This window comes from Anaerococcus jeddahensis (assembly GCF_001182725.1).
Lineage (GTDB): Bacteria > Bacillota > Clostridia > Tissierellales > Peptoniphilaceae > Anaerococcus > Anaerococcus jeddahensis.
On record NZ_CWHU01000005.1, the window covers coordinates 402,841 to 422,688 of the forward strand.

25 protein-coding genes are annotated in these 19,848 nt (G+C 34.5%); 24 read left to right on the forward strand and 1 reads right to left on the reverse strand.

Features of this window, described 5'->3' with window-relative positions; all coding sequences use genetic code 11:
• The first annotated feature begins 9 nt into the window (after positions 1–9).
• The 16 genes from BN2087_RS04985 (at position 10) to BN2087_RS05060 (ending at position 13,710) form a co-directional block, all read left to right on the forward strand.
• Positions 10–231 (forward strand): hypothetical protein, encoded by a 222-nt coding sequence (locus BN2087_RS04985; RefSeq protein ID WP_049690757.1) that lies wholly within the window; start codon positions 10–12, stop codon positions 229–231.
• Positions 206–2,137, forward strand: a complete 1,932-nt coding sequence (locus tag BN2087_RS04990; protein WP_049690758.1) for a DNA polymerase — start codon at positions 206–208, stop codon at positions 2,135–2,137. Before BN2087_RS04985 ends, BN2087_RS04990 begins: the two co-directional genes overlap by 26 nt.
• Positions 2,115–2,936 (forward strand): phage antirepressor, encoded by an 822-nt coding sequence (locus BN2087_RS04995; protein WP_245190833.1) that lies wholly within the window; start codon positions 2,115–2,117, stop codon positions 2,934–2,936. Before BN2087_RS04990 ends, BN2087_RS04995 begins: the two co-directional genes overlap by 23 nt.
• Positions 2,936–3,322, forward strand: coding sequence for a DUF7768 domain-containing protein (locus BN2087_RS05000; RefSeq protein WP_049690760.1), 387 nt, complete (start codon positions 2,936–2,938; stop codon positions 3,320–3,322). Before BN2087_RS04995 ends, BN2087_RS05000 begins: the two co-directional genes overlap by 1 nt.
• Complete coding sequence (locus BN2087_RS05005; RefSeq protein WP_049690761.1) at positions 3,323–5,551, forward strand: phage/plasmid primase, P4 family; 2,229 nt, start codon at positions 3,323–3,325, stop codon at positions 5,549–5,551.
• A 137-nt stretch (positions 5,552–5,688) separates the two neighbouring features.
• Positions 5,689–5,970 (forward strand): VRR-NUC domain-containing protein, encoded by a 282-nt coding sequence (locus tag BN2087_RS05010; RefSeq protein WP_049690762.1) that lies wholly within the window; start codon positions 5,689–5,691, stop codon positions 5,968–5,970.
• Entirely contained in the window at positions 5,971–7,314 is a 1,344-nt protein-coding gene (locus tag BN2087_RS05015; protein ID WP_049690763.1) for a DEAD/DEAH box helicase, read from the forward strand.
• Between the two features lie 47 nt (positions 7,315–7,361).
• A complete protein-coding gene (locus tag BN2087_RS05020; protein ID WP_049690764.1) occupies positions 7,362–7,790 on the forward strand; it encodes a hypothetical protein in 429 nt (142 codons plus the stop codon).
• A 99-nt stretch (positions 7,791–7,889) separates the two neighbouring features.
• Entirely contained in the window at positions 7,890–8,246 is a 357-nt protein-coding gene (locus BN2087_RS05025) for an HNH endonuclease (protein ID WP_049690765.1), read from the forward strand.
• Between the two features lie 52 nt (positions 8,247–8,298).
• A complete protein-coding gene (locus BN2087_RS05030) occupies positions 8,299–8,946 on the forward strand; it encodes a P27 family phage terminase small subunit (RefSeq protein WP_049690766.1) in 648 nt (215 codons plus the stop codon).
• Between the two features lie 3 nt (positions 8,947–8,949).
• Positions 8,950–9,732 (forward strand): S-adenosylmethionine synthetase N-terminal domain-containing protein, encoded by a 783-nt coding sequence (locus BN2087_RS05035; protein ID WP_049690767.1) that lies wholly within the window; start codon positions 8,950–8,952, stop codon positions 9,730–9,732.
• Positions 9,729–10,976: a site-specific DNA-methyltransferase gene (locus BN2087_RS05040; RefSeq protein ID WP_049690768.1), complete on the forward strand. Its 1,248-nt coding sequence runs from the start codon at positions 9,729–9,731 to the stop codon at positions 10,974–10,976. Before BN2087_RS05035 ends, BN2087_RS05040 begins: the two co-directional genes overlap by 4 nt.
• A gap of 43 nt (positions 10,977–11,019) precedes the next feature.
• Positions 11,020–11,244 (forward strand): DUF4314 domain-containing protein, encoded by a 225-nt coding sequence (locus BN2087_RS05045; RefSeq protein ID WP_049690769.1) that lies wholly within the window; start codon positions 11,020–11,022, stop codon positions 11,242–11,244.
• An 87-nt stretch (positions 11,245–11,331) separates the two neighbouring features.
• The gene (locus tag BN2087_RS05050) at positions 11,332–11,637 is read left to right on the forward strand and encodes a hypothetical protein (protein WP_049690770.1); all 306 of its coding nucleotides are present in this window, start codon (positions 11,332–11,334) and stop codon (positions 11,635–11,637) included.
• 98 nt (positions 11,638–11,735) lie between these two features.
• Positions 11,736–12,023 carry a hypothetical protein gene (locus tag BN2087_RS05055; protein WP_049690771.1) on the forward strand — a complete coding sequence of 96 codons (288 nt, stop codon included), beginning with the start codon at positions 11,736–11,738 and terminating at the stop codon, positions 12,021–12,023.
• A 97-nt stretch (positions 12,024–12,120) separates the two neighbouring features.
• Entirely contained in the window at positions 12,121–13,710 is a 1,590-nt protein-coding gene (locus BN2087_RS05060; protein WP_019192398.1) for a terminase large subunit, read from the forward strand.
• 220 nt (positions 13,711–13,930) lie between these two features.
• Here BN2087_RS05060 and BN2087_RS05065 read toward each other — a convergent pair whose 3' ends face one another.
• Positions 13,931–14,794, reverse strand: a complete 864-nt coding sequence (locus tag BN2087_RS05065; RefSeq protein ID WP_245190835.1) for a DUF3800 domain-containing protein — start codon at positions 14,792–14,794, stop codon at positions 13,931–13,933.
• Between the two features lie 4 nt (positions 14,795–14,798).
• On the opposite strand from BN2087_RS05065, the gene BN2087_RS05070 reads away from it, so the two are divergent.
• The 8 genes from BN2087_RS05070 (at position 14,799) to BN2087_RS05110 (ending at position 19,848) form a co-directional block, all read left to right on the forward strand.
• A complete protein-coding gene (locus tag BN2087_RS05070) occupies positions 14,799–15,911 on the forward strand; it encodes a phage portal protein (protein ID WP_245190837.1) in 1,113 nt (370 codons plus the stop codon).
• A complete protein-coding gene (locus BN2087_RS05075) occupies positions 15,898–16,584 on the forward strand; it encodes a head maturation protease, ClpP-related (protein ID WP_049690773.1) in 687 nt (228 codons plus the stop codon). The genes BN2087_RS05070 and BN2087_RS05075 overlap by 14 nt, the downstream gene beginning before the upstream one ends.
• A 4-nt stretch (positions 16,585–16,588) precedes the next feature.
• Positions 16,589–17,779 (forward strand): phage major capsid protein, encoded by a 1,191-nt coding sequence (locus BN2087_RS05080; RefSeq protein WP_049690774.1) that lies wholly within the window; start codon positions 16,589–16,591, stop codon positions 17,777–17,779.
• Between the two features lie 10 nt (positions 17,780–17,789).
• Positions 17,790–18,062: a head-tail connector protein gene (locus tag BN2087_RS05085; RefSeq protein WP_049690775.1), complete on the forward strand. Its 273-nt coding sequence runs from the start codon at positions 17,790–17,792 to the stop codon at positions 18,060–18,062.
• Positions 18,062–18,394: a phage head closure protein gene (locus tag BN2087_RS05090; RefSeq protein WP_049690776.1), complete on the forward strand. Its 333-nt coding sequence runs from the start codon at positions 18,062–18,064 to the stop codon at positions 18,392–18,394. The genes BN2087_RS05085 and BN2087_RS05090 overlap by 1 nt, the downstream gene beginning before the upstream one ends.
• Complete coding sequence (locus tag BN2087_RS05095) at positions 18,391–18,771, forward strand: HK97 gp10 family phage protein (protein ID WP_148485519.1); 381 nt, start codon at positions 18,391–18,393, stop codon at positions 18,769–18,771. The genes BN2087_RS05090 and BN2087_RS05095 overlap by 4 nt, the downstream gene beginning before the upstream one ends.
• Positions 18,764–19,090, forward strand: coding sequence for a hypothetical protein (locus BN2087_RS05100; RefSeq protein WP_049690777.1), 327 nt, complete (start codon positions 18,764–18,766; stop codon positions 19,088–19,090). Before BN2087_RS05095 ends, BN2087_RS05100 begins: the two co-directional genes overlap by 8 nt.
• Positions 19,091–19,251: 161 nt before the next feature.
• A complete protein-coding gene (locus tag BN2087_RS05110) occupies positions 19,252–19,848 on the forward strand; it encodes a major tail protein (protein WP_009431460.1) in 597 nt (198 codons plus the stop codon).

The following is a 19,848-nucleotide window of genomic DNA, read 5'->3' on the forward strand; positions in this document are numbered from 1 at the left end:
GAGGTAGAAATGGAATATTTTATAACAGCGTCTATATTAGGAATTTGGGCATTTGTTTGGTACAAGTTTGGTTATGTTCAAGCTGAGTTAAAAGAATCAAACACAAGAATTAGAGAAATATATAGAAAAATTCAATTTGGTATAGAAGATATTAAACGTGAAGTTAAGGAATGCAAAAGGCTATTAGAAGAATTAAGTGATAACTATGAAGAGAATATCAATAGACCTTGAAACCTATTCTTCAGTTGATTTAGGTAAAAGTGGTGTATATAAATATGCCGAGAGTGAGGATTTTGAAATCCTCCTCTTTGCATATTCATTAAATGATGAGAAAGTACAAGTTATTGATTTAGCAAGTGGAGAGATTATTCCTAAAGAAATATTATCAGCACTTAGTGATAAAAGTATAGAAAAGTGGGCCTTTAATGCAAACTTTGAAAGGGTGTGTCTATCTAGGTTTTTAGGTAAGAGGCTAAATCCAAAAGGCTGGTACTGCACCATGATTTGGTCAGCCTATCTAGGGTTACCTCTATCGCTTGAAAAAGTCGGAGAGGTTTTAAAACTAGATAAGCAAAAGATGAATGAAGGCAAGGCTCTTATAAGATATTTTTCTATTCCATGTAAACCTACTAAGACCAATGGTATGAGGACAAGAAATTTACCACATCATGATTTAGAAAAGTGGTCTACCTTTAAGGAATATAACCAAAGAGATGTGGAAACAGAAATGGCTATTAAGAAAAAGCTATCAGCATTTCCTATTCCTCAATCAGAATGGGAAAACTACTGGATAGACCAAAATATTAACGACAGAGGAATTTTAATTGATGAAATTTTAGTTGATTCGGCTATTAAATTTGATGAAATTTTACGAGAAGAAAATATGGACAGAGCCATAGGATTAACTGGTCTTGAGAATCCAAACTCTCCCTTACAGCTTAAAGAATGGTTAAATAAGAAAGGTTTAGAGATAGATTCCTTAGCTAAAAAGGATGTAGAGTCTGCTCTTAAAAACGCTGAAGGTGATATTAAAGAAGTCTTGGAACTTAGACAAGAATTATCTAAGTCTTCAGTTAGAAAATATGATGCTATGAAAAATGTAAAAGGAATAGACAATCGAGTAAGAGGTCTGATCCAATTTTATGGAGCAAATAGAACTGGAAGGTATTCAGGAAGGCTTATTCAAGTTCAGAACTTAAGAAGAAACAATCTAAAAGATTTAGAACTAGCAAGGAGTCTTGTAAAAAATAGAGATTTCGAAACTATGGAAATTCTCTATGAATCTCCTTCTGATATTTTATCCCAACTAATAAGGACAGCCTTTATAGCAAAAGAAGGCACCAGGTTTATTATTTCTGACTTTTCAGCAATAGAGGCCCGTGTCCTTGCATGGCTTGCAGGAGAAAAATGGGTACTGGATGCCTTTGAAAATGGAGAAGATATCTATTGCAGAACAGCATCGAGGATGTTTGGAGTGCCAGTTGAAAAGCATGGAGTAAATGGTCATCTTAGACAAAAAGGAAAGATAGCGACGTTAGCCTGCGGTTATCAAGGGGCATTGGGAGCTCTTAAAGCAATGGGTGGAATTGAGATGGGTTTATCTGAAGATGAACTTCAATCAATAGTCGATTCTTGGAGAGAGGCTAATCCTAACATCGTAAGCTTGTGGTGGGATATAGATTCTGTCGTAAAAAGAGTTGTAAAGACTAGAAGTAAAGAAGAATACAAGAACCTAGTTATTAGCTATGAAAAAGGCATTCTTTTTATAGAACTTCCTTCAAAAAGAAGACTTGCTTATCCAAAAGCAAAAATCGGGATGAATCGATTTGGTGGAGAATCAATTGTCTATGAGGGAATCGTAGTAGGAAACAAGTGGGACAAGATTGAATCCTATGGTGGAAAATTTGTAGAAAACATAGTTCAAGCCATCGCAAGAGATATTTTAGCTGAGACTATGATGAGACTTGAGAAAAAAGAATTTAATATCGTCATGCATATCCATGACGAAGTTGTAATAGAAAGTGATTCATCAAGCATAGAAGAAATAAATGAAATCATGTCCATAGTTCCTAGCTGGGCACCTGGACTTATTCTCGATGCAGATGGATTTGAAAGTGAATTTTATAAGAAAGACTAAGGAGGTATTTATGAACATAGAAATTTTTAGAAATAGCGAATTTAAAGATATAAGAACAATGGTAATGAATGGAGAGCCATGGTTTGTAGGTAAAGATATAGCTGAAAATCTTGGTTACAGTAACTCAAGCAAAGCAGTTATAAATCATGTTGAGACAGAGGATAAACAATTTATAATGTTAGACTTAGCAGATTCCCAAAATGGGAATGTGCCTAAAGGACAAACTAAAACAGCTGTTATAAATGAATCTGGTCTATATAGTCTAATTCTATCTAGCAAATTACCTCAAGCGAAAAAATTTAAAAGATGGGTTACAAGCGAAGTTTTACCAAGTATTAGAGGACATGGGATGTATGCTACAGATGAACTTTTAGACAACCCAGATCTATTCATCTTAGTACTTGAAGAATTAAAAAGAGAAAGGCAAGAAAAGCTAATTCTAAAGCAACAGAATTTAGAGATGAAACCAAAGGCGTCCTATTACGATATTGTCTTATCCTGTAAAGAGGCTGTAGCAATAACAGTAATTGCCAAAGACTATGGTTGGTCTGCCAGAAAAATGAATAAGAAACTTCATGAGTTGGGGGTTCAGTTCAAGCAAGGCAATATTTGGCTTTTATATCAAGATTATGCTGAAGAAGGATATACTTGTACAAAAACTTATCCATTCAATAAAGAAAATGGAGAGATTGGTACAAAAATTCACACTTACTGGACTCAAAAAGGCAGACTGTTTATTTACAATCTTTTAAAATCAGAAGGTTATGTTCCTTTAATTGAAATTAAGGAGGCAGCCTAATGAATAAAGAATTATACAACGGGAGTGGGTGCAAGAATCCCACTCCTTATCAAGCAATTAAAAATGCAGAGAAGAGATACTATCCCTTGGTATATATCTGCAGTTCATTTTCTGGAGATGTTGAAAATAATGTAATTAAGGCAAGAACTTATTCTCGCTATGCTTTGGATAAAGGAAATATACCCATAGCACCACATCTTTTATTTCCTCAATTTATGAGTGATGAAAGTGAGAGAAAACTTGCCATGCATTTTAATTATGTTCTTTTAGGAAAATGTGAAGAAGTCTGGGTCTTTGGTGACTATATAAGCACTGGAATGTCAGAAGAAATAAAGATTGCTGAGAAGAGAAAAATGAAGATTCGCTATATAAAGGAGGTATCCTAATTGAAAATATATACCTCAAATTTAATAGGAGTGGAGTCAAACTGTATTTATCCAAATGAGGTTAATGCAGTTGATGTAAGGTCTTTTGAGAAAGCTGCAAGTTTTGACCATGTAATGGCTAAGTATAAAAACTCCTACAGGTCCAATGATAATTTTATAGAGTCAGAATGCATTCCCATGGATATTGACAACGACCATTCAGAAAATCCAGATGATTGGATTTCGGCTAATGATTTAAAGAGAATATTTGACGGAGTTAAATTTGCCATAGTTTACAGCAGAAACCATAGAAAAGAAAAAAATGGGAAAGCTGCAAGACCGAGGATGCACATATATTTTCCAATTCCTAAGGTCACAAATTTAGATGAATATGTAGGTATAAAAGAAAGCTTGGCAGAGACTTATACTTTCTTTGATGGTAATGCTCTAGATGGGGCGAGATTTTTCTTTGGAGTTAAGAATCCTGCTGTTGAAATAGTTAGGGGAAGGAAATATATAACTGATATTCTAAAAGATGACTTTGAGGATTTTGACAACTCTCAAGACTTGATTCAGCAAGGCTCTAGAAACTCAACTATGAACCATTTTGCAGGTAGGGTTCTAATTCGATATGGAAATACAGATGAGGCGAGAGAACTATTCGATAAAAAAGCTAGTCTTTGCTCACCACCACTTCCAGATGATGAACTAGAACAAATATGGAGGTCTGCTTGCAAATTCTATAAAAAGGTGGCGGCAAGTGAAGATTATGTTCCACCTGAAGAATATACTGAAGGCATAAATTTAAGGCCTTCTGAATTATCAGATATTGGGCAAGCAGAAGTTTTTGTTAGAGAATACCAAGACAGAATTCGATTTTCTCCTTCTACAGGCTTTCTTGTTTATAACAACTCTTATTGGGAGGAATCTGAACTAAAAGCACAAGGATATTCTCAAGATTTAGTGTTAAAACAACTAGAAGAAATAGACAATGAGTTTCTAAAAATGGAAGAAGAAATAAAGAAATCAGGTGTTAGAGAAGCAATGTCTTCTATGAGTGAGAAAAAAGCCTTGGCATCCTTTAATGACAATCAGAAATCTCTATACTATAAGCTCATATTCTTAGAAGCATATAAGAAATATGCTGTAAAACGAGGAGACACCAGAGCCATCCATGCAACTTTAAAAGAATCAAAACCCATGCTTGAAATAGACCAAAGAGAACTTGATACAGACGAATTCTTGTTAAACACTCCGTCATTTACAGTAAATTTGAAAACTGGAGAATGCAGAGACCATAAGGCAGATGACTATATAACCAAAGAAACCTCTGTAGACCCTAGTAATGAAAATATGGATATATGGCTTGATGCCCTAGACACTTTTTTTGTAAAAGATAGTGAACTTATAGAATATGTGCAGAAAGTTGCAGGGATTTCTCTAATCGGAAAGGTCTATATCGAGGCTCTAATTATAGCCTATGGCGATGGTAGAAATGGTAAGTCTACTTTTTGGAATACTATCTCAAGAGTTCTAAATCTATATAGTGGGTCAATCTCAGCAGATATTCTTACAGTAAATTCTAAAAGAAATGCTAAGCCAGAACTTGCTGAAACAAGAGGTAAAAGACTTTTAATTGCAGCTGAACTTCAAGAAGGATTAAGGCTAAATACTTCAAATGTAAAACAGCTTTGTTCTACAGATGAAATTGTAGCAGAGAAAAAATATCGAGATCCATTTAAATTCATACCTTCTCATACCCTTGTCCTATATACTAACCACCTACCAAAGGTGGGTGCTTTAGATGAAGGAACTTGGAGGAGACTTATTGTAATTCCTTTTGAGGCAAAGATAGAGGGTTCTAGTGATATTAAAAACTATACTGATTATTTAGTAGATAAGGCTGGGGGAGCAGTTCTCAAGTGGTTAATCGAAGGCGCTAAAAAGGCTATTGATGAAGATTTTAAATTCAGCTTACCTAAAAAAGTGGCTGATGCCATCAATGAATATAAGGAATCAAATAACTGGTTCAAGCATTTCTTAAGTGAGTGTTGTGAGATTGATTCATCATTTGAAGAGAAGTCTGGAGAAGTCTATCAAGAATATAGAGCCTATTGTTTAAGAACTGGAGAATATGTAAGATCTACAACTGATTTTTATTCTGCTATTTCATCTAATGGATTTAATAGGGTGAAACTACGAGACGGGATTAAGATTCAAGGACTAAAATTAAAAAGTGACTTTGTGTAAATTTAGCCATTGTGCAAGTCTCGAAGGTCATATATATAACTTTTATATAGTAATAAAATTAAAATTAGTATATATATAAAGGTTATAGAAGAGACCTTCGAGACCTTCACACAATCACTAGAAAGGTTGAAATATCAATGCTAGAAAACGAAATAGAAAAAGCCTTAGTTGACAAGGTAAAACTTCATGGAGGCTTTTGTCTTAAATTTACATCTCCTTCAATGACGGGAATACCAGATAGGATAATACTTCTACCTAAAGGAAAGATAGGATTTGTTGAAACAAAAAGACCTGGAGGTGAACCTAGACCAATCCAGAAAAAGAGAATAAGGCAATTTAAGAACTTAGGTTTTAAAGTTTATGTTCTTGACTCAAAAGAAAACATTGATGAAATAATAAAGAGGATTGGAGGTGACTAATTGAAATACACTCCACATAAATATCAAAAATATGCTACTGAATTTATAAAAGAAAATAAAGAATCTGCACTTCTACTGGACATGGGACTCGGCAAGACGGTTATAAGCCTAACGGCTATAAAAGATTTACTCTTTGATTCTTTTGAAATTTCTAAAGTTCTAATCATAGCACCACTAAGGGTTGCTAGGGATACTTGGAAGGAAGAAATAGAAAAATGGTCTCACCTTGATATCTTAAAATATTCAGTGGCCATAGGTAGTGAAAAAGAAAGAATAAAAGAATTAAATAAACAAGCGGACATTTATCTGATCAATAGGGAAAATGTAGATTGGCTAATAAATAAGAGTGAAATACCCTTTAACTACGACATGATCGTAATTGATGAACTATCATCCTTTAAATCTCATAGGTCAAAGAGGTTTAAAGCTTTGATGAAAGTTAGACCAAAGGTAAAAAGAATAGTTGGTCTTACTGGAACTCCATCATCTAACGGACTAATGGATTTATGGGCTGAGTTTAGACTGCTTGATATGGGTCAAAGACTTGGAAGATTTATTGGTCAGTACAGGGAAATCTACTTCAAACCAGATAAGAGAAACGGACCAATCATTTATTCCTATAAGCCACTTCCTTTTGCTGAAGATGCAATCTATGAAAAGATATCAGATATCACAGTTTCTATGAAAGCTGAAGACTATCTAAAAATGCCAAAGAAGATAAACAATGAATTCTTTGTAAATCTATCAGATAAAGAAAGAGAAATCTACGAGACCTTAAAAAAAGACTTGGTCGTTAGTATTAAGGATAAAGATATAGATGCAGTTAATGCTGCAGCCCTTTCTAATAAATTAATGCAAATGGCATCAGGTTCTGTTTATGATGAAGATAAAAATATGATTCATATTCACGACAGAAAACTTGATGCCTTGGAAGATTTAATAGAGGGTGCAAATGGTAAACCTGTTCTGATAGCTTATTGGTATAAGTCAGATTTAAAAAGAATAAAAGACAAGTTTGATGTAAGAGAACTTAAGACAAGTGAGGACTTTAAAGAATGGAATCAAGGTAAGATTCCAGTTGCCATTATCCATCCAGCATCTGCTGGTCATGGACTTAACTTACAAGCTGGGGGTTCAACACTTATTTGGTTTTCTCTTACTTGGTCTTTAGAACTTTATGAGCAAACTAATGCCAGACTTTATAGGCAAGGGCAGAAAGAAACAGTTGTGATTCATCATATCCTAGCAAAGGAAACCATTGATGAAGATGTAATGAAAGCATTAGAAAATAAGAATAAAACACAAGCTGCACTCATTGATGCAGTAAAAGCAAATTTAAAATGAGTAGAGGTTCTATAGAGAACTTACCTCAAAACTTATGGAGGTAAGAAATGAACGCAAAAGAATATTTAAAGCAAGCTTTTTATTTAGACAAGAGAATTAACAGTAAGCTAGAGCAAGTTGAAAGTTTAAATGCCTTAGCTACAAAAGCTACATCGACCTTATCAGATATGCCCAAGAGTCCTAGTAGAGGAACATCTAAACTTGAAGATACTATTGTTAAGATTGTAGATCTTCAAGAAGAGATTAATAGGGATATAGATAAACTTGTAGATTTGAAAGCAGAGATGGTTGGAACAATTAAACAAATTCAAAACAAGGAACTTCAAGTCATTCTTGAAAAAAGATATCTTTGCTTTGAGACTTGGGAGAAGATAGCAGTTGATATGAATTATGATATTAGACATATTCATAGACTTCACAATCTGGGGTTAAAAGAAACTTCAAAGCTAATCAAATCCTGTCATGAAATGTCATAGAATGTCACTATGGAGTTGTAGTATTATTAAAATAGCAAAAGAATAATTAAAAGAGCCTTGGAGATTTAATCTTCAGGGCTTTCTTTATGGAGTGATAAAGTGCCGAGAAAACCTAAGAGACCATGTTCACATCCAGGTTGTCCTGAATTAGTTGATGGACGATTCTGCAAGAAACATGAGATAGAATACAACAGAAACTATGAAAAATATAAAAGAGATCCTAAAACTCATAAGCGTTATGGAAAAGCATGGAGACTTATACGAAAAAGATATGTAGCAGAGCATCCACTTTGTGAGATGTGTTTAAAAGAAAATAAAATGACAAAGGTAGAGGAAGTACATCACATACTTCCTCTTTCTCGTGGTGGAACTAATGACGAAGACAATCTTATGAGTCTTTGTAAATCTTGTCACTCAAAGATTCATGCAAAGAGCGGAGATAGGTTTGGAGGATAGTTTACGTGGGGAGGGGGAGTCTTAATCTCTACGACTGACTTCCCTACCAACGGTGCCGCCCTCTCACGCACAAAAAAACGGGTTCAAAGGCCCTATTAAAGAAGATGATAAATTAGGAGGTGATACTATCGCTAAAGACGGAACATACAGAGGTGGAAGAAGAGTAAAAGCAGGAGGTAAACCACAGCCTGCTGCTGAAAAAATAGAAAAAGGTAAAAAAGTAGAGATACTAATGAATGATATTCCAACATTCACTCCAGAAGAAATAGACGCAGTTGACTTACCAGACGGAGCAGTTCTTGATGGAACTGATATGCCAACACCTAGTGACTATCTATCTGCAAAACAAAAGAATGGTATACCACTTGGTGCTGATGAAATATACAAAGAGACTTGGGGATGGTTAAAACAGAGAAACTGTGAGAATTTGGTAAATCCAAGATTATTAGAATCCTACTCTCAGGCTTTTGCAAGATATATTCAATGTGAAGAAGCAATAAGTCAATTTGGACTATTAGGAAAGCATCCTACTACTGGTGGAGTTATTGCATCTCCATTCGTACAGATGTCTAGTCAGTTTCAAAAGACAGCTAATCTTTTATGGTACGAGATTTATGACATAGTTAAAGAAAACTGCACTGAAGTTTATGAAGACTACGGAGAAGATATGATGGAAAAATTACTAAGACAGAGGAGGTAGAAAATGTTTGAAAAAGTAAATCCAAAGCATCCAGATAAAATCGCAGATTGTATTGCTGGTGCAATTGTAGATTTAGCATATAAAGAAAAAGATAATCCTAAAATAGCAGTTGAAGTTTTACTGGGGCATGGAGACTGTCATGTGATTATTGAAACGGACTGCAATCTAAATAAAAAAGAAATTGAAACAGCAATTAAGAGGATAGCTGGAGATGTCGTAGTAGATACTAAAATCGTAGAACAGGATATTCATCTATTAAATAATCAAAAAGAAAAGATAAGATGTGGTGATAATGGAATCTTTAAGGGAGTACCTACTTCAGACGAAGAAAAGAAACTATCTTTAATTGCTCGTGAAATCTATTCTAATTATCCCTACGATGGGAAATACATTCTTGATGGGGATAAACTTATTATTTGCCAATCAAATGTATCTACAAAAATTTTAAAATCGATTTATCCAAGAGCAATTGTAAATCCATTAGGAGATTGGACTGGAGGGTTTAATGTCGATACAGGAGCAACTAATAGAAAACTCGGTTCTGATATGGGAAGAGCAGTAACTGGTGGGGGTCTTCATGGTAAAGACCTATCCAAGGCTGATGTATCAATTAATATTTATGCCCACCTAAAGGCACAAGAAGAAAAAAGAGAGATTGAATTATCCTGTGCAATCGGGGATGAAACTGTTGATGGTAGACCATATTCAGAAATTGTAGAAATTGCTAGAAACTACATTAACTCTATTGGTGGTTTTGAAGAATTTGCAAAGTGGGGGCTAATATGATTACAACAAAAGAAATGAAATTAGTGGATATCGAAAAACTTGTTCCCTATGTAAATAATGCAAGAACTCACTCACAAGACCAGATTAATAAACTACGATCATCAATTAGAGAGTTTGGTTTCATCAATCCAGTTATTATTGATAAAGACTATGGAGTTATTGCTGGGCATGGAAGAATTATGGCAGCAAAGGAAGAAGGGATAAAAGAAGTACCTTGTGTCTTTGCAGACCATCTAAATGAGGCACAGAAGAAAGCCTATATCTTAGCTGATAACAGAATGGCTCTTGATGCTGGTTGGGATGAAGAACTACTAAGAGTAGAAATTGAGTCCCTGGAAGATTATGGTTTTAATGTAGAACTTACTGGGTTTTCACCAGATGAACTATCTAATATTTTTGACCTTGGTGTAGAGGCTGAAGAAGATGACTTTGATGTTGAAGAAGAACTAAAAAAGCCTACTTTTTCAAAGACTGGAGATATTTGGACTTTAGGTAGTCATAAAGTTATTTGCGGTGATTCTACTCAATGGGAGACTTTTGAAAAGTTATTAAATGATACAAAGGTTAATCTGGTCTGTACCGATGCACCCTATTTTGTAGATTTGAAAAACAAATCGGGAACAATCAAAAATGACAATCTTAATGATGAGGAAGCCTATGAATTTTTAATGAAGGTCTTCACAAATTTTAAAGAGGCAATGGCCAAAGATGCATCTATTTATGAATTCTATGCAACAATGAAAGCGAGAGTATTCTATGATGCCTTTGAAGATGCAGGTTTTAAAGTTGGTGCAGGACTTATTTGGAAAAAGCCTAGAGCTCCTTTTATGAGGACAGATTGGAAATTTAATATGGAGCCTATTATTTTTGGTTGGAGAAAAGATGGAAAGCATAACTGGTATGGAGATCAAAAACAAACAGCAGTCTTTGAATTCGATGGAATTAAAGATTCAGAAAAAGAAGGATGTGGTCATCCATCATCAAAACCAGTACCTCTCATTGCCTACCTAATTAAACAATCTACACAAACGAATGGCTTAGTCCTTGATGGATTTTTAGGAAGTGCATCGACTCTGATTGCCTGTGAAGAACTTAATCGAATCTGCTATGGAATAGAGATAGAGCCAAAATTTGTTGATGTAGCAGTTAAAAGATATTTGAATTTAGTAGGTAGTGATGAGGAGATAAACTTATTAAGGGATGGCAAAGAGTATAAGTATAAAGATGTTATTAATCTGACTTGATATAAATCAGTATTTGAGTGATGTATGTTTATGAGGTGATTAGATGATTTCAAGGGAAATTATACAAAAATTAAAAGAAACTTATCCTGTAGGTACAAGAGTAAAACTAATCCAAATGGAAGATGACCAAGCACCTCCAGCTGGAACTTTAGGCACAGTTTATGGGGTGGATGCCATTGGATCAATCCTAGTAAAATGGGATAATGGCTCAACATTAAATGTAATTTTCAGAGTGGATAGAATAGGAAAAATATCGAGTAAAGGTTGAAATATAGCCATTATATCCCTTAATTAACTTGACTTATTTTTGACAGTACGGTTATATGTACATACAAAAAAAGATAAGGAGAAAAATATGGCATACAAATACATGAAAACACAGGAAGATTTAAATGAGTTAATCGGCTCTTCAGCAATTACAATGCTTGGACTTTATGAAGGAGAAAATGGAGACTTAGCTTTCCAAGATTATTTAAAAGACTACCTTGAAGATGACACTATTTACATCACAATGGGAAAAACAATTAACGAATTTTACGAAACTAACCTTCCTGAAGATTTAAGAATAGTAAGTTTAAAATACAATAAGCTTGGAAGACTTCCAATGATAAGGCTTGAGATTGGAGCAAAGTGGTTTGACGACTTTATAGATAATCTTTAAAAAGATTGAAAAATAGCCGATTTATAGGCATAAAAGACTTGACTAATACTCTTCTATACGGGAATATGTGTACAACAAAAGAAAAGGAGAGCATTACCATGAAAAAAGACCTTTTAGAAAGATTAGAAGCAGAAGTTAAAGCTTACAAAAGATACGCAGAAAACTCAATAAAAAAATCAAAAGAAGGCAAGATTGGAGCAGCTATTAACCTTTTAGACATAGCAGGAACGGCAAAGAAATGTGCAGACCAAGTTCATGAAGAACTTTGGAAAGAGTCACAAGGAAACCTAAACGAAGAAGAATTTGAATTATTTTGTGAATCAGAAACACTAGAAAGAGAACTTAAGAAAGCATACAAAGAATTAAACATAGCAAGACAAAGATAAAATAAAAATCCAAATAGGGTTTAGGCTCTATTTGTCGTAGTAGAAGTCACAATAAGGTGGCTATTTTTTATGCCCATTTTTAAAGAAAGGAGGTTAAATGAAATATAAACCAACAAAATTTATGCTACCTACATCTCACTATGATAAAAACAAAGCAGACTATGCTGTCACCTTTATAGAATGTCTAAAACACACAAAAGGTAGATGGGCAGGTAAAGACTTCAAGCTTATTGATTGGCAAGAAGAAATCATAAGAGACTTATTTGGCATTGTAAAAGATACAGGATATCGACAATTTAATACAGCATATATTGAAATACCAAAGAAGATGGGAAAATCTGAACTTGCAGCTGCTGTAGCACTTCTTCTCACTTGTGGTGATGGAGAAGAAAGAGCAGAAGTTTATGGATGCGCAGCCGATAGACAACAAGCAACTATAGTTTTTGATGTTGCAGCTGATATGGTAAGAATGAGTCCAGCCCTTTCTAAAAGAGTAAAGATACTAGCATCTCAAAAGAGAATGATTTATAAGCCGACTAATTCTTTCTACCAAGTCTTATCTGCAGAGGCTTATTCCAAACACGGATTTAATATTCATGGTGTTGTCTTTGACGAACTTCATACTCAACCCAACAGAAAATTATTTGATGTTATGACAAAAGGTTCAGGAGATGCAAGAACTCAACCTTTATATTTTCTTATAACAACTGCAGGAACAGATACCAAATCAATCTGTTATGAGACGCATCAAAAGGCAGTGGACATACTTGAAGGGAGAAAAACTGATCCAACTTTCTATCCTGTAATCTATGGAGCAGATAGAGAAGACGATTGGACAGATGAAAAAGTATGGCATAAAGCAAATCCGTCTCTTGGAATTACAGTTCCTATAGAAAAAGTAAGACAAGCCTGTGAATCGGCTAAGCAAAACCCAACTGAAGAAAATGCTTTCAGACAGTTAAGATTAAATCAGTGGGTCAAACAAGCAATTAGATGGATGCCTATGGAAAAATGGGACCTATGTAATTTTGCTGTTAATGAAGAAGAACTAAAAGGCAGAGTTTGTTATGGAGGTCTTGACCTTTCATCTACAACAGATATTACAGCCTTTGTTTTAGTCTTTCCTCCAATAGATGAAGATGATAAATATCAAATACTTCCTTACTTTTGGTTGCCAGAAGATAATCTCGACCTAAGAGTAAAAAGAGACCATGTAAATTATGACCTATGGCATAAGCAAGGCTATATTCAGACAACAGAAGGCAATGTAGTTCATTATGGTTTTATTGAAAAATTTATAGAAGATTTAGGTGATATATATAACATCCGAGAAATTGCCTTTGACAGATGGGGAGCAGTTCAGATGGTACAAAACTTAGAAGGAATGGGTTTCACAGTTGTTCCTTTTGGTCAAGGATTTAAAGACATGTCTCCACCAACAAAAGAATTAATGAAACTAACTCTCGAAAGAAAAATAGCCCATGGAGGTCATCCAGTTCTAAGGTGGATGATGGATAATATCTTTATTCGAACAGATCCCGCTGGAAACATTAAGGCAGATAAAGAAAAATCTACAGAAAAGATAGATGGGGTTATTGCTACAATCATGGCTCTTGATAGGGCTATAAGGTGTGGCAATGATACTAGTGAGTCGGTTTATGATGATAGGGGATTGATTATTTTTTAATCTCTCTATTTTTGATTTATCATAGCCAAATTTAGAAAAGTGGCGAGATTTAGAGTTAAGTAAAAATGCACGAAAAAAGCCACCATATAGGTGGCTAGAATATGTATACCAATTGCTTATGAGTGACGATAACACATATCGCTTACCTAGATAATGGCACTTGAATAAGACTTACTGTTGGTATAATCATGATACTTTAAAAATAGAAAAAAGTCAAGTTTTATAGGGGAAATTCAAAAATATATTTTAAGATACCATTGTCTCTTAAAGTTTTAAACTCATCTGCGTAATTACCTGTTTTAAGATGAGAATACAAGATATTTGAGAAAACATCAGCGATTTGAATATTTGAGTTATTGGCAGAGTCAAAATATGAAACCACAAAATTTCCTTGATTAATCCCAGTTATGCAAAGTTCAGTGTTTAAATAGTCCTCAAGAAAGAATCTCGATTCGGTTCTTTCATTTCTTTCATCAAGTTGTAAAAGATGATTCTCACTTGGTATGTAATTATTTCTTATGAAGTAGTCCAGTGATATTTTTAATAGGTAATTGAAAACTCTAGATGTATTTGAACAAAAAGTATCTTTGAGTCTTGAATTGTCAACTTTTAAATAGAAAAGACTGAAGTTGCTTTTTCTGGCAAAGAAGTTTATAAATTTTTGTTTCATGGGTCTATCAAAAGCAGAACCTTTTAACTCATGAAATGTTCCATTTAAAAACATTTTTTGCCTATTGTCTATTCTTTTAAGCTCTTCAAGATTAGATGCTACAAAACGTTTATAGGATCTTTTTAAAGCATTAGAATTATCTGGAATAATTAACGTGATAATGAAGTATTCATTTTTAAGTTGATTATTAATTGTTCCTGATTCGTCGATATATATGTTCATAGTTTGTCCTTCCAGTAAATATATTAACATTATATCACAAATGATTAAAATTTTAGGAGGTGGTAATATAAACATTTTAAACTTAATATTCAAGTCGAGAGACAAACCTAAAGACGGGGAGAGGATATCTTCATCGTCTTTTTTATTTGGGAGAACAACAGCAGGAAGGAATGTCAACGAATTTACTGCCATGCAAATGACGGCAGTTTATTCATGTGTGAGAGTTCTTGCTGAAACCTTAGCAGGACTTCCACTTCATCTATATAAAAGAGGGGATTCAAACTCAAAAGAAAAAGCTAAAGATCACGCCATATATTTTCTTTTGCACGATGAACCAAATACTGAAATGACTTCATTTGTTTTTAGAGAAACACTAATGACCCACCTTTTATTGTGGGGTAATGCCTATGCTCAGATTATTCGTAATGGAAGAAATGAGGTCATTGAACTTTATCCATTAATGCCAAACAAGATGACTGTTATGAGAAGTGAAGATGGAGAAATCTTCTATAAATACAATCACAAATCAGAAGAAGTTTATCTTTTAAAAGAAGATGTTCTTCACATACCAGGACTTGGTTTTGATGGACTCATAGGATACTCGCCAATCACCATGGCTAAAAATGCAATTGGAATGGCTATGGCTTGTGAAGATTATGGTGCATCATTCTTTCAAAATGGAGCACAACCAGGTGGGGTTTTAGAGCATCCAGGAGTTATTAAAGATCCAGAAAGAGTTAGAGCGTCATGGAATGCAGCCTTTCAGGGGCCTAAGAACGCCAACAAAGTGGCTGTACTTGAAGAAGGGATGAAATACCAACCCATAGCCATAGCACCAAGTGAGGCCCAATTTTTGGAAACAAGAAAGTTTCAGTTAAATGAGATAGCAAGAATATTCAGAATACCACCTCATATGATTGGCGACTTGGAGAAGTCGTCATTTTCAAATATAGAACAACAGTCACTTGAATTTGTTAAATACACTCTTGATCCTTGGATTGTTCGTTGGGAGCAATCCTTAGAAAGAGCACTACTAACAAAGAAAGAAAAGGAATCCTACTTTATTAAATTCAACCTTGACGGACTTCTAAGAGGAGACTATGAATCAAGAATGAATGGATATGCTGTAGGAAGACAGAATGGGTGGATGAGTGCAAATGACATAAGAGAATTAGAAAACCTAGATAGGATATCAGCTGAAGAAGGTGGAGACCTATATCTTGTAAATGGAAATATGCTACCACTTGATAAAGCTGGTAGTTTTTATCAGCAGAAAGGAGAAGAAATAAATCCTAATGAAGAACAATAAAATATTTTGGAATTGGAATAAGGATTCAAATGAACTTTATATAGATGGAGTTATTGCAGAAGAGTCTTGGTTTGATGATGAAATCACTCCAAGGCTCTTTTTTGAAGAATTAAAAAACAAAAGTGGAGATATAACTGTGTGGATCAACTCCCCTGGTGGAGATTGTATAGCTGCATCGAGAATTTACACCATGCTTTTGGAGCACAAGGGAAATGTGACCATTAAGATTGATGGGCTTGCAGCATCAGCAGCATCAGTCATTGCCATGGCAGGAACTGAAGTATTGATGAGTCCTACTTCATTAATGATGATTCACAATCCCTTAACTGTGGCAATTGGCGACTCAAAAGAGATGCAAAAAGCCATAGATATGTTAAAGGAAGTTAAGGAATCAATCATCAATGCTTATGAGATTAAGACAGGTTTATCCAGAGAAGAGATTTCTAATCTAATGGATGGGGAGACTTGGTTTGATAAGAATAAGGCTATTGAGATGGGTTTTTGTGATGGAACTCTTACTGACAAAAGAAAAGATGAGAAAGTTACGAACATGGTCTTTTCAAGGCGAGCAGTTACAAATTCACTTTTAACAAAGATAAATAAAGAAGTAAAGACTCATTCAATGAGTGAGGTAGAAGAAAGATTAAACAAAATTAAAAATACTTGGAGGTAATTATATGAACTTAAAAGAACTAATGGAAAAGAGAACTAAAGCTTGGGATGAGGCAAAAGCATTTGCTGAATCTAAAAAAGATGAAAAGGGTCTAATGTCTGATGAAGACTTTAAGACATATGAAGAGATGGAAAGAACTATCGAGAATTACACTCGTGAAATGGAAAGAAAGAAGAGGGAAGAAGAAATGGATAAATCCTTGGAAAAACCTACTACTCAAGCACTAACAAATGAGCCCGCTACATTTAATGAAGAAGATAAACCAATGAGAGCTAGAAATGTCTATAAGAAGTCTATGATGAAAGCATTAAGAACTAACTTTAGAGATATTTCAAATGAATTAAAAGTAGGTACAGATGAAAGTGGTGGATATTTAGTTCCAGAAGAAATGGAAACAGATATTGTAAATGGTCTTGAAAATGAAAATATTGTAAGAAAATTAGCTACAAAAGTTCAAACTTCAGGACTTCATAAAATCAATATTGCAGCTACAAAGCCAGCAGCCCTATGGGTTGAAGAAGGTGGCCAACTTACATTTGGAGATGGTACATTTGATCAAGTATCTCTTGATGCACACAAACTCCATGTTGGTATTAAAGTTACTGAAGAACTTCTATATGATGCAGCCTTTAATTTAGAAAAATACATCACTGAAGAATTTACTAGAGCACTAGCTAATGCTGAAGAAGATGCTTTCTTAAATGGAGATGGAGTAAATAAGCCTACAGGAATTTTTGACTCTAAAAAGGGTGGAGAACTTGGTGTAACAACAAAGGCTCAAACAATTACTGCAGATGAATTAATTGACTTAGTTTACTCTCTAGATAGACCATATAGAAAGAAAGCAGCTTTCATTTTAAATGATGCAACAGTTGCTCAGATTAGAAAGCTTAAGGACGTTAATGGTGCATATATTTGGCAACCATCACTTAAAGATGGAGAACCAGATAGACTTTTAGGATATCCTGCTTACACATCTGCCTTTGCTCCAAAAGCTGAAAAAGGGAAACTTGCAGTAGCCTTTGGCGATTTTTCTTATTACAAGATTGGAGATAGAGGGAATAGATCTTTCCAAGACTTAAAGGAACTATTTGCAGGCAATGGCATGGTTGGTTTCTTAGGCAAAGAAAGAGTAGATGGAATCCTTGTTTTAAGAGAAGCAGTTAAACTATTAAAAATCGGTGCTACTGCCTAGGGAGTAAACTATGATTACTCTTGAAGAGGCAAAGTCCTATTTAAGGGTGGATTTTGATGATGAGGATGAGATGATTAATTCTCTCATCCAATCATCAATAAAGCACTCCATGGATGTAGCCAGGGTTAATAGCGAAGAAGATCTTTCTAAAAATCCAAATGGAAAGATAGCCGTCCTCTATATGACAGCTTATCTTTATGAACATAGGGAAGAGGCAGATTATTCTGAATTAAACTTAACTCTAAGGGCTTTATTATTTGGAATGAGAAAGGCTGAGTTCTAATGAGGATATCGGATTTAAACAGAAAAATAACCTTTCAAAATAAAAATGTTGAGGTAGATGAAATTGGTAACCATAAATCAGTATGGATGGACTATCTAACAACATCAGCCTATATATCTTTTCAAGGTAAAGGCGAAGAAGTTTTTCTTGGGATGGAAGTAGACAGGTCAGATATTTCTTTTACTGTAAGATTTCAAAATAGGTTGAAGAATATTAACACTTCAGAGTACAGGATTCTATTTGAAGATGAAAAGTACAATATCATCTCGATTGATTTTATGAACTACAAGAACAAATATATAAAGTTTAGGTGTAGGAAGGTGAGTAGGTGAACGTAAAAATTGAAAACCTCGCCAGTGAAATAATGAAAGGCTTAGAAGAATATTCTGATATGGCAACAGATGAAGTCAAAAAGGAAGTCAAAAAGGCTGGTAGCAATATTAGAAAAGACATACAAGAAAATGCACCTGTAGGAGAAACAAAGAAATATTCTAAATCTTGGTCAGTAAAAACTATAAAAGAATCTTCGAACTCAATAGAACTTGTGGTCCATTCAAGAAATAGATACCAACTGGCTCATCTACTTGAGAAAGGCCATGTTCTTAGGCAGGGAGGAAGAGTGTCTGCTAAGCCTCATATTGGACCAGCTGAGGAGAAAGGAATCAGAGAATTGGAAGAAAATATAATGAGGAAATTACAAGATGGATAGGCTATTAAAAATAATTGAAGAGATTGGACTTCCCTTTGCATACTCGCACTTTGCTGAAGGAGAAAGTCCAGACCCACCATTTTTGGTTTATCTATTTCCAAAGAATAAACACTTTGGTGCAGATGGAGTAGTTTTCTATAAAAATACTCAGATAGACTTAGAACTTTACACTGATAAGAAAGATTTAAAATTAGAAGAAAAGATAGAAGAGATACTTGATAGAGAAAAAATCTATTATGAAAAATCTGAAGTTTGGATTGAATCAGAAAGATTTTATGAAGTTCTCTATGAATTTACTATGGAGGTAAAAAATGGCTAATAAAGTTAAATTTAATATTTGTAATGTTAATGACCTAACCCCACGAGCATTGCGAGTGGAAGGTAGGTCAGATGTCACGCAATCCAATTCTCTGCGACTGATAAGGAGCGAAGAGAATTGTGATGGAGCTGACTCACTACAATTTATGGGAGGTAACAATTATGGCAAATAAGGTAAAGTTTAATATTTGTAATGTACACTACGCTCTCTTCGATAAAGCTGAAGAGGGCGTTATTAAATATAAGACACCAGTTCCAATGCCTGGTGCTGTTTCAATTTCATTAGATCCAAATGGAGAGCCTGAAAGCTTTTATGCAGATGGAATTGAATACTACACTATTTCAAACAATATGGGATATGACGGAGATTTAGAAATCGCCCTTATTCCAGAATCCTTTAGGACTGATGTTTTGATGGAAAAATCAGATTCTAACAAAGTTCTTATTGAGTCTTCAAATTCTGAAACTGCAAACTTTGCACTGTTATTTGAGTTTGATGGTGACCAAAAGAAAATCCGTCATGTCATGTATAACTGCTCAGCAGCAAGACCTACTCTTGAAGGAGAAACCAACGAGGAATCAAGAGAAGTTCAACCAGAAACCTTATCTATTCAAGCAAGACCACTTCCAAATGGAAATGTAAAGGCTAGAACAGGTGAAGAAACTACGAAGGAAACTTACGATGGTTGGTATAAGTCAGTCTATATGCCAACAGAAACGACAGTAACACCTTCAAGAGCAAGTGTTGGAGGTAAATAA

Excerpts from the sequence above, each read along its gene's own strand:
- BN2087_RS05110 (WP_009431460.1), top strand. The coding sequence starts at position 19,252 with ATGGCAAATAAGGTAAAGTTTAATATTTGTAATGTACACTACGCTCTC.
- BN2087_RS05055 (WP_049690771.1), top strand. The coding sequence starts at position 11,736 with ATGAAAAAAGACCTTTTAGAAAGATTAGAAGCAGAAGTTAAAGCTTAC.
- BN2087_RS05090 (WP_049690776.1), top strand. The coding sequence starts at position 18,062 with ATGAGGATATCGGATTTAAACAGAAAAATAACCTTTCAAAATAAAAAT.
- BN2087_RS04985 (WP_049690757.1), top strand. The coding sequence starts at position 10 with ATGGAATATTTTATAACAGCGTCTATATTAGGAATTTGGGCATTTGTT.
- BN2087_RS05020 (WP_049690764.1), top strand. The coding sequence starts at position 7,362 with ATGAACGCAAAAGAATATTTAAAGCAAGCTTTTTATTTAGACAAGAGA.
- BN2087_RS05060 (WP_019192398.1), top strand. The coding sequence starts at position 12,121 with ATGAAATATAAACCAACAAAATTTATGCTACCTACATCTCACTATGAT.
- BN2087_RS05080 (WP_049690774.1), top strand. The coding sequence starts at position 16,589 with ATGAACTTAAAAGAACTAATGGAAAAGAGAACTAAAGCTTGGGATGAG.
- BN2087_RS05000 (WP_049690760.1), top strand. The coding sequence starts at position 2,936 with ATGAATAAAGAATTATACAACGGGAGTGGGTGCAAGAATCCCACTCCT.
- BN2087_RS05010 (WP_049690762.1), top strand. The coding sequence starts at position 5,689 with ATGCTAGAAAACGAAATAGAAAAAGCCTTAGTTGACAAGGTAAAACTT.
- BN2087_RS05035 (WP_049690767.1), top strand. The coding sequence starts at position 8,950 with ATGTTTGAAAAAGTAAATCCAAAGCATCCAGATAAAATCGCAGATTGT.
- BN2087_RS05085 (WP_049690775.1), top strand. The coding sequence starts at position 17,790 with ATGATTACTCTTGAAGAGGCAAAGTCCTATTTAAGGGTGGATTTTGAT.
- BN2087_RS04990 (WP_049690758.1), top strand. The coding sequence starts at position 206 with ATGAAGAGAATATCAATAGACCTTGAAACCTATTCTTCAGTTGATTTA.
- BN2087_RS05100 (WP_049690777.1), top strand. The coding sequence starts at position 18,764 with ATGGATAGGCTATTAAAAATAATTGAAGAGATTGGACTTCCCTTTGCA.
- BN2087_RS05045 (WP_049690769.1), top strand. The coding sequence starts at position 11,020 with ATGATTTCAAGGGAAATTATACAAAAATTAAAAGAAACTTATCCTGTA.
- BN2087_RS05065 (WP_245190835.1), bottom strand. The coding sequence starts at position 14,794 with ATGGCAGTAAATTCGTTGACATTCCTTCCTGCTGTTGTTCTCCCAAAT.
- BN2087_RS05075 (WP_049690773.1), top strand. The coding sequence starts at position 15,898 with ATGAAGAACAATAAAATATTTTGGAATTGGAATAAGGATTCAAATGAA.
- BN2087_RS05040 (WP_049690768.1), top strand. The coding sequence starts at position 9,729 with ATGATTACAACAAAAGAAATGAAATTAGTGGATATCGAAAAACTTGTT.
- BN2087_RS05070 (WP_245190837.1), top strand. The coding sequence starts at position 14,799 with ATGACGGCAGTTTATTCATGTGTGAGAGTTCTTGCTGAAACCTTAGCA.
- BN2087_RS05050 (WP_049690770.1), top strand. The coding sequence starts at position 11,332 with ATGGCATACAAATACATGAAAACACAGGAAGATTTAAATGAGTTAATC.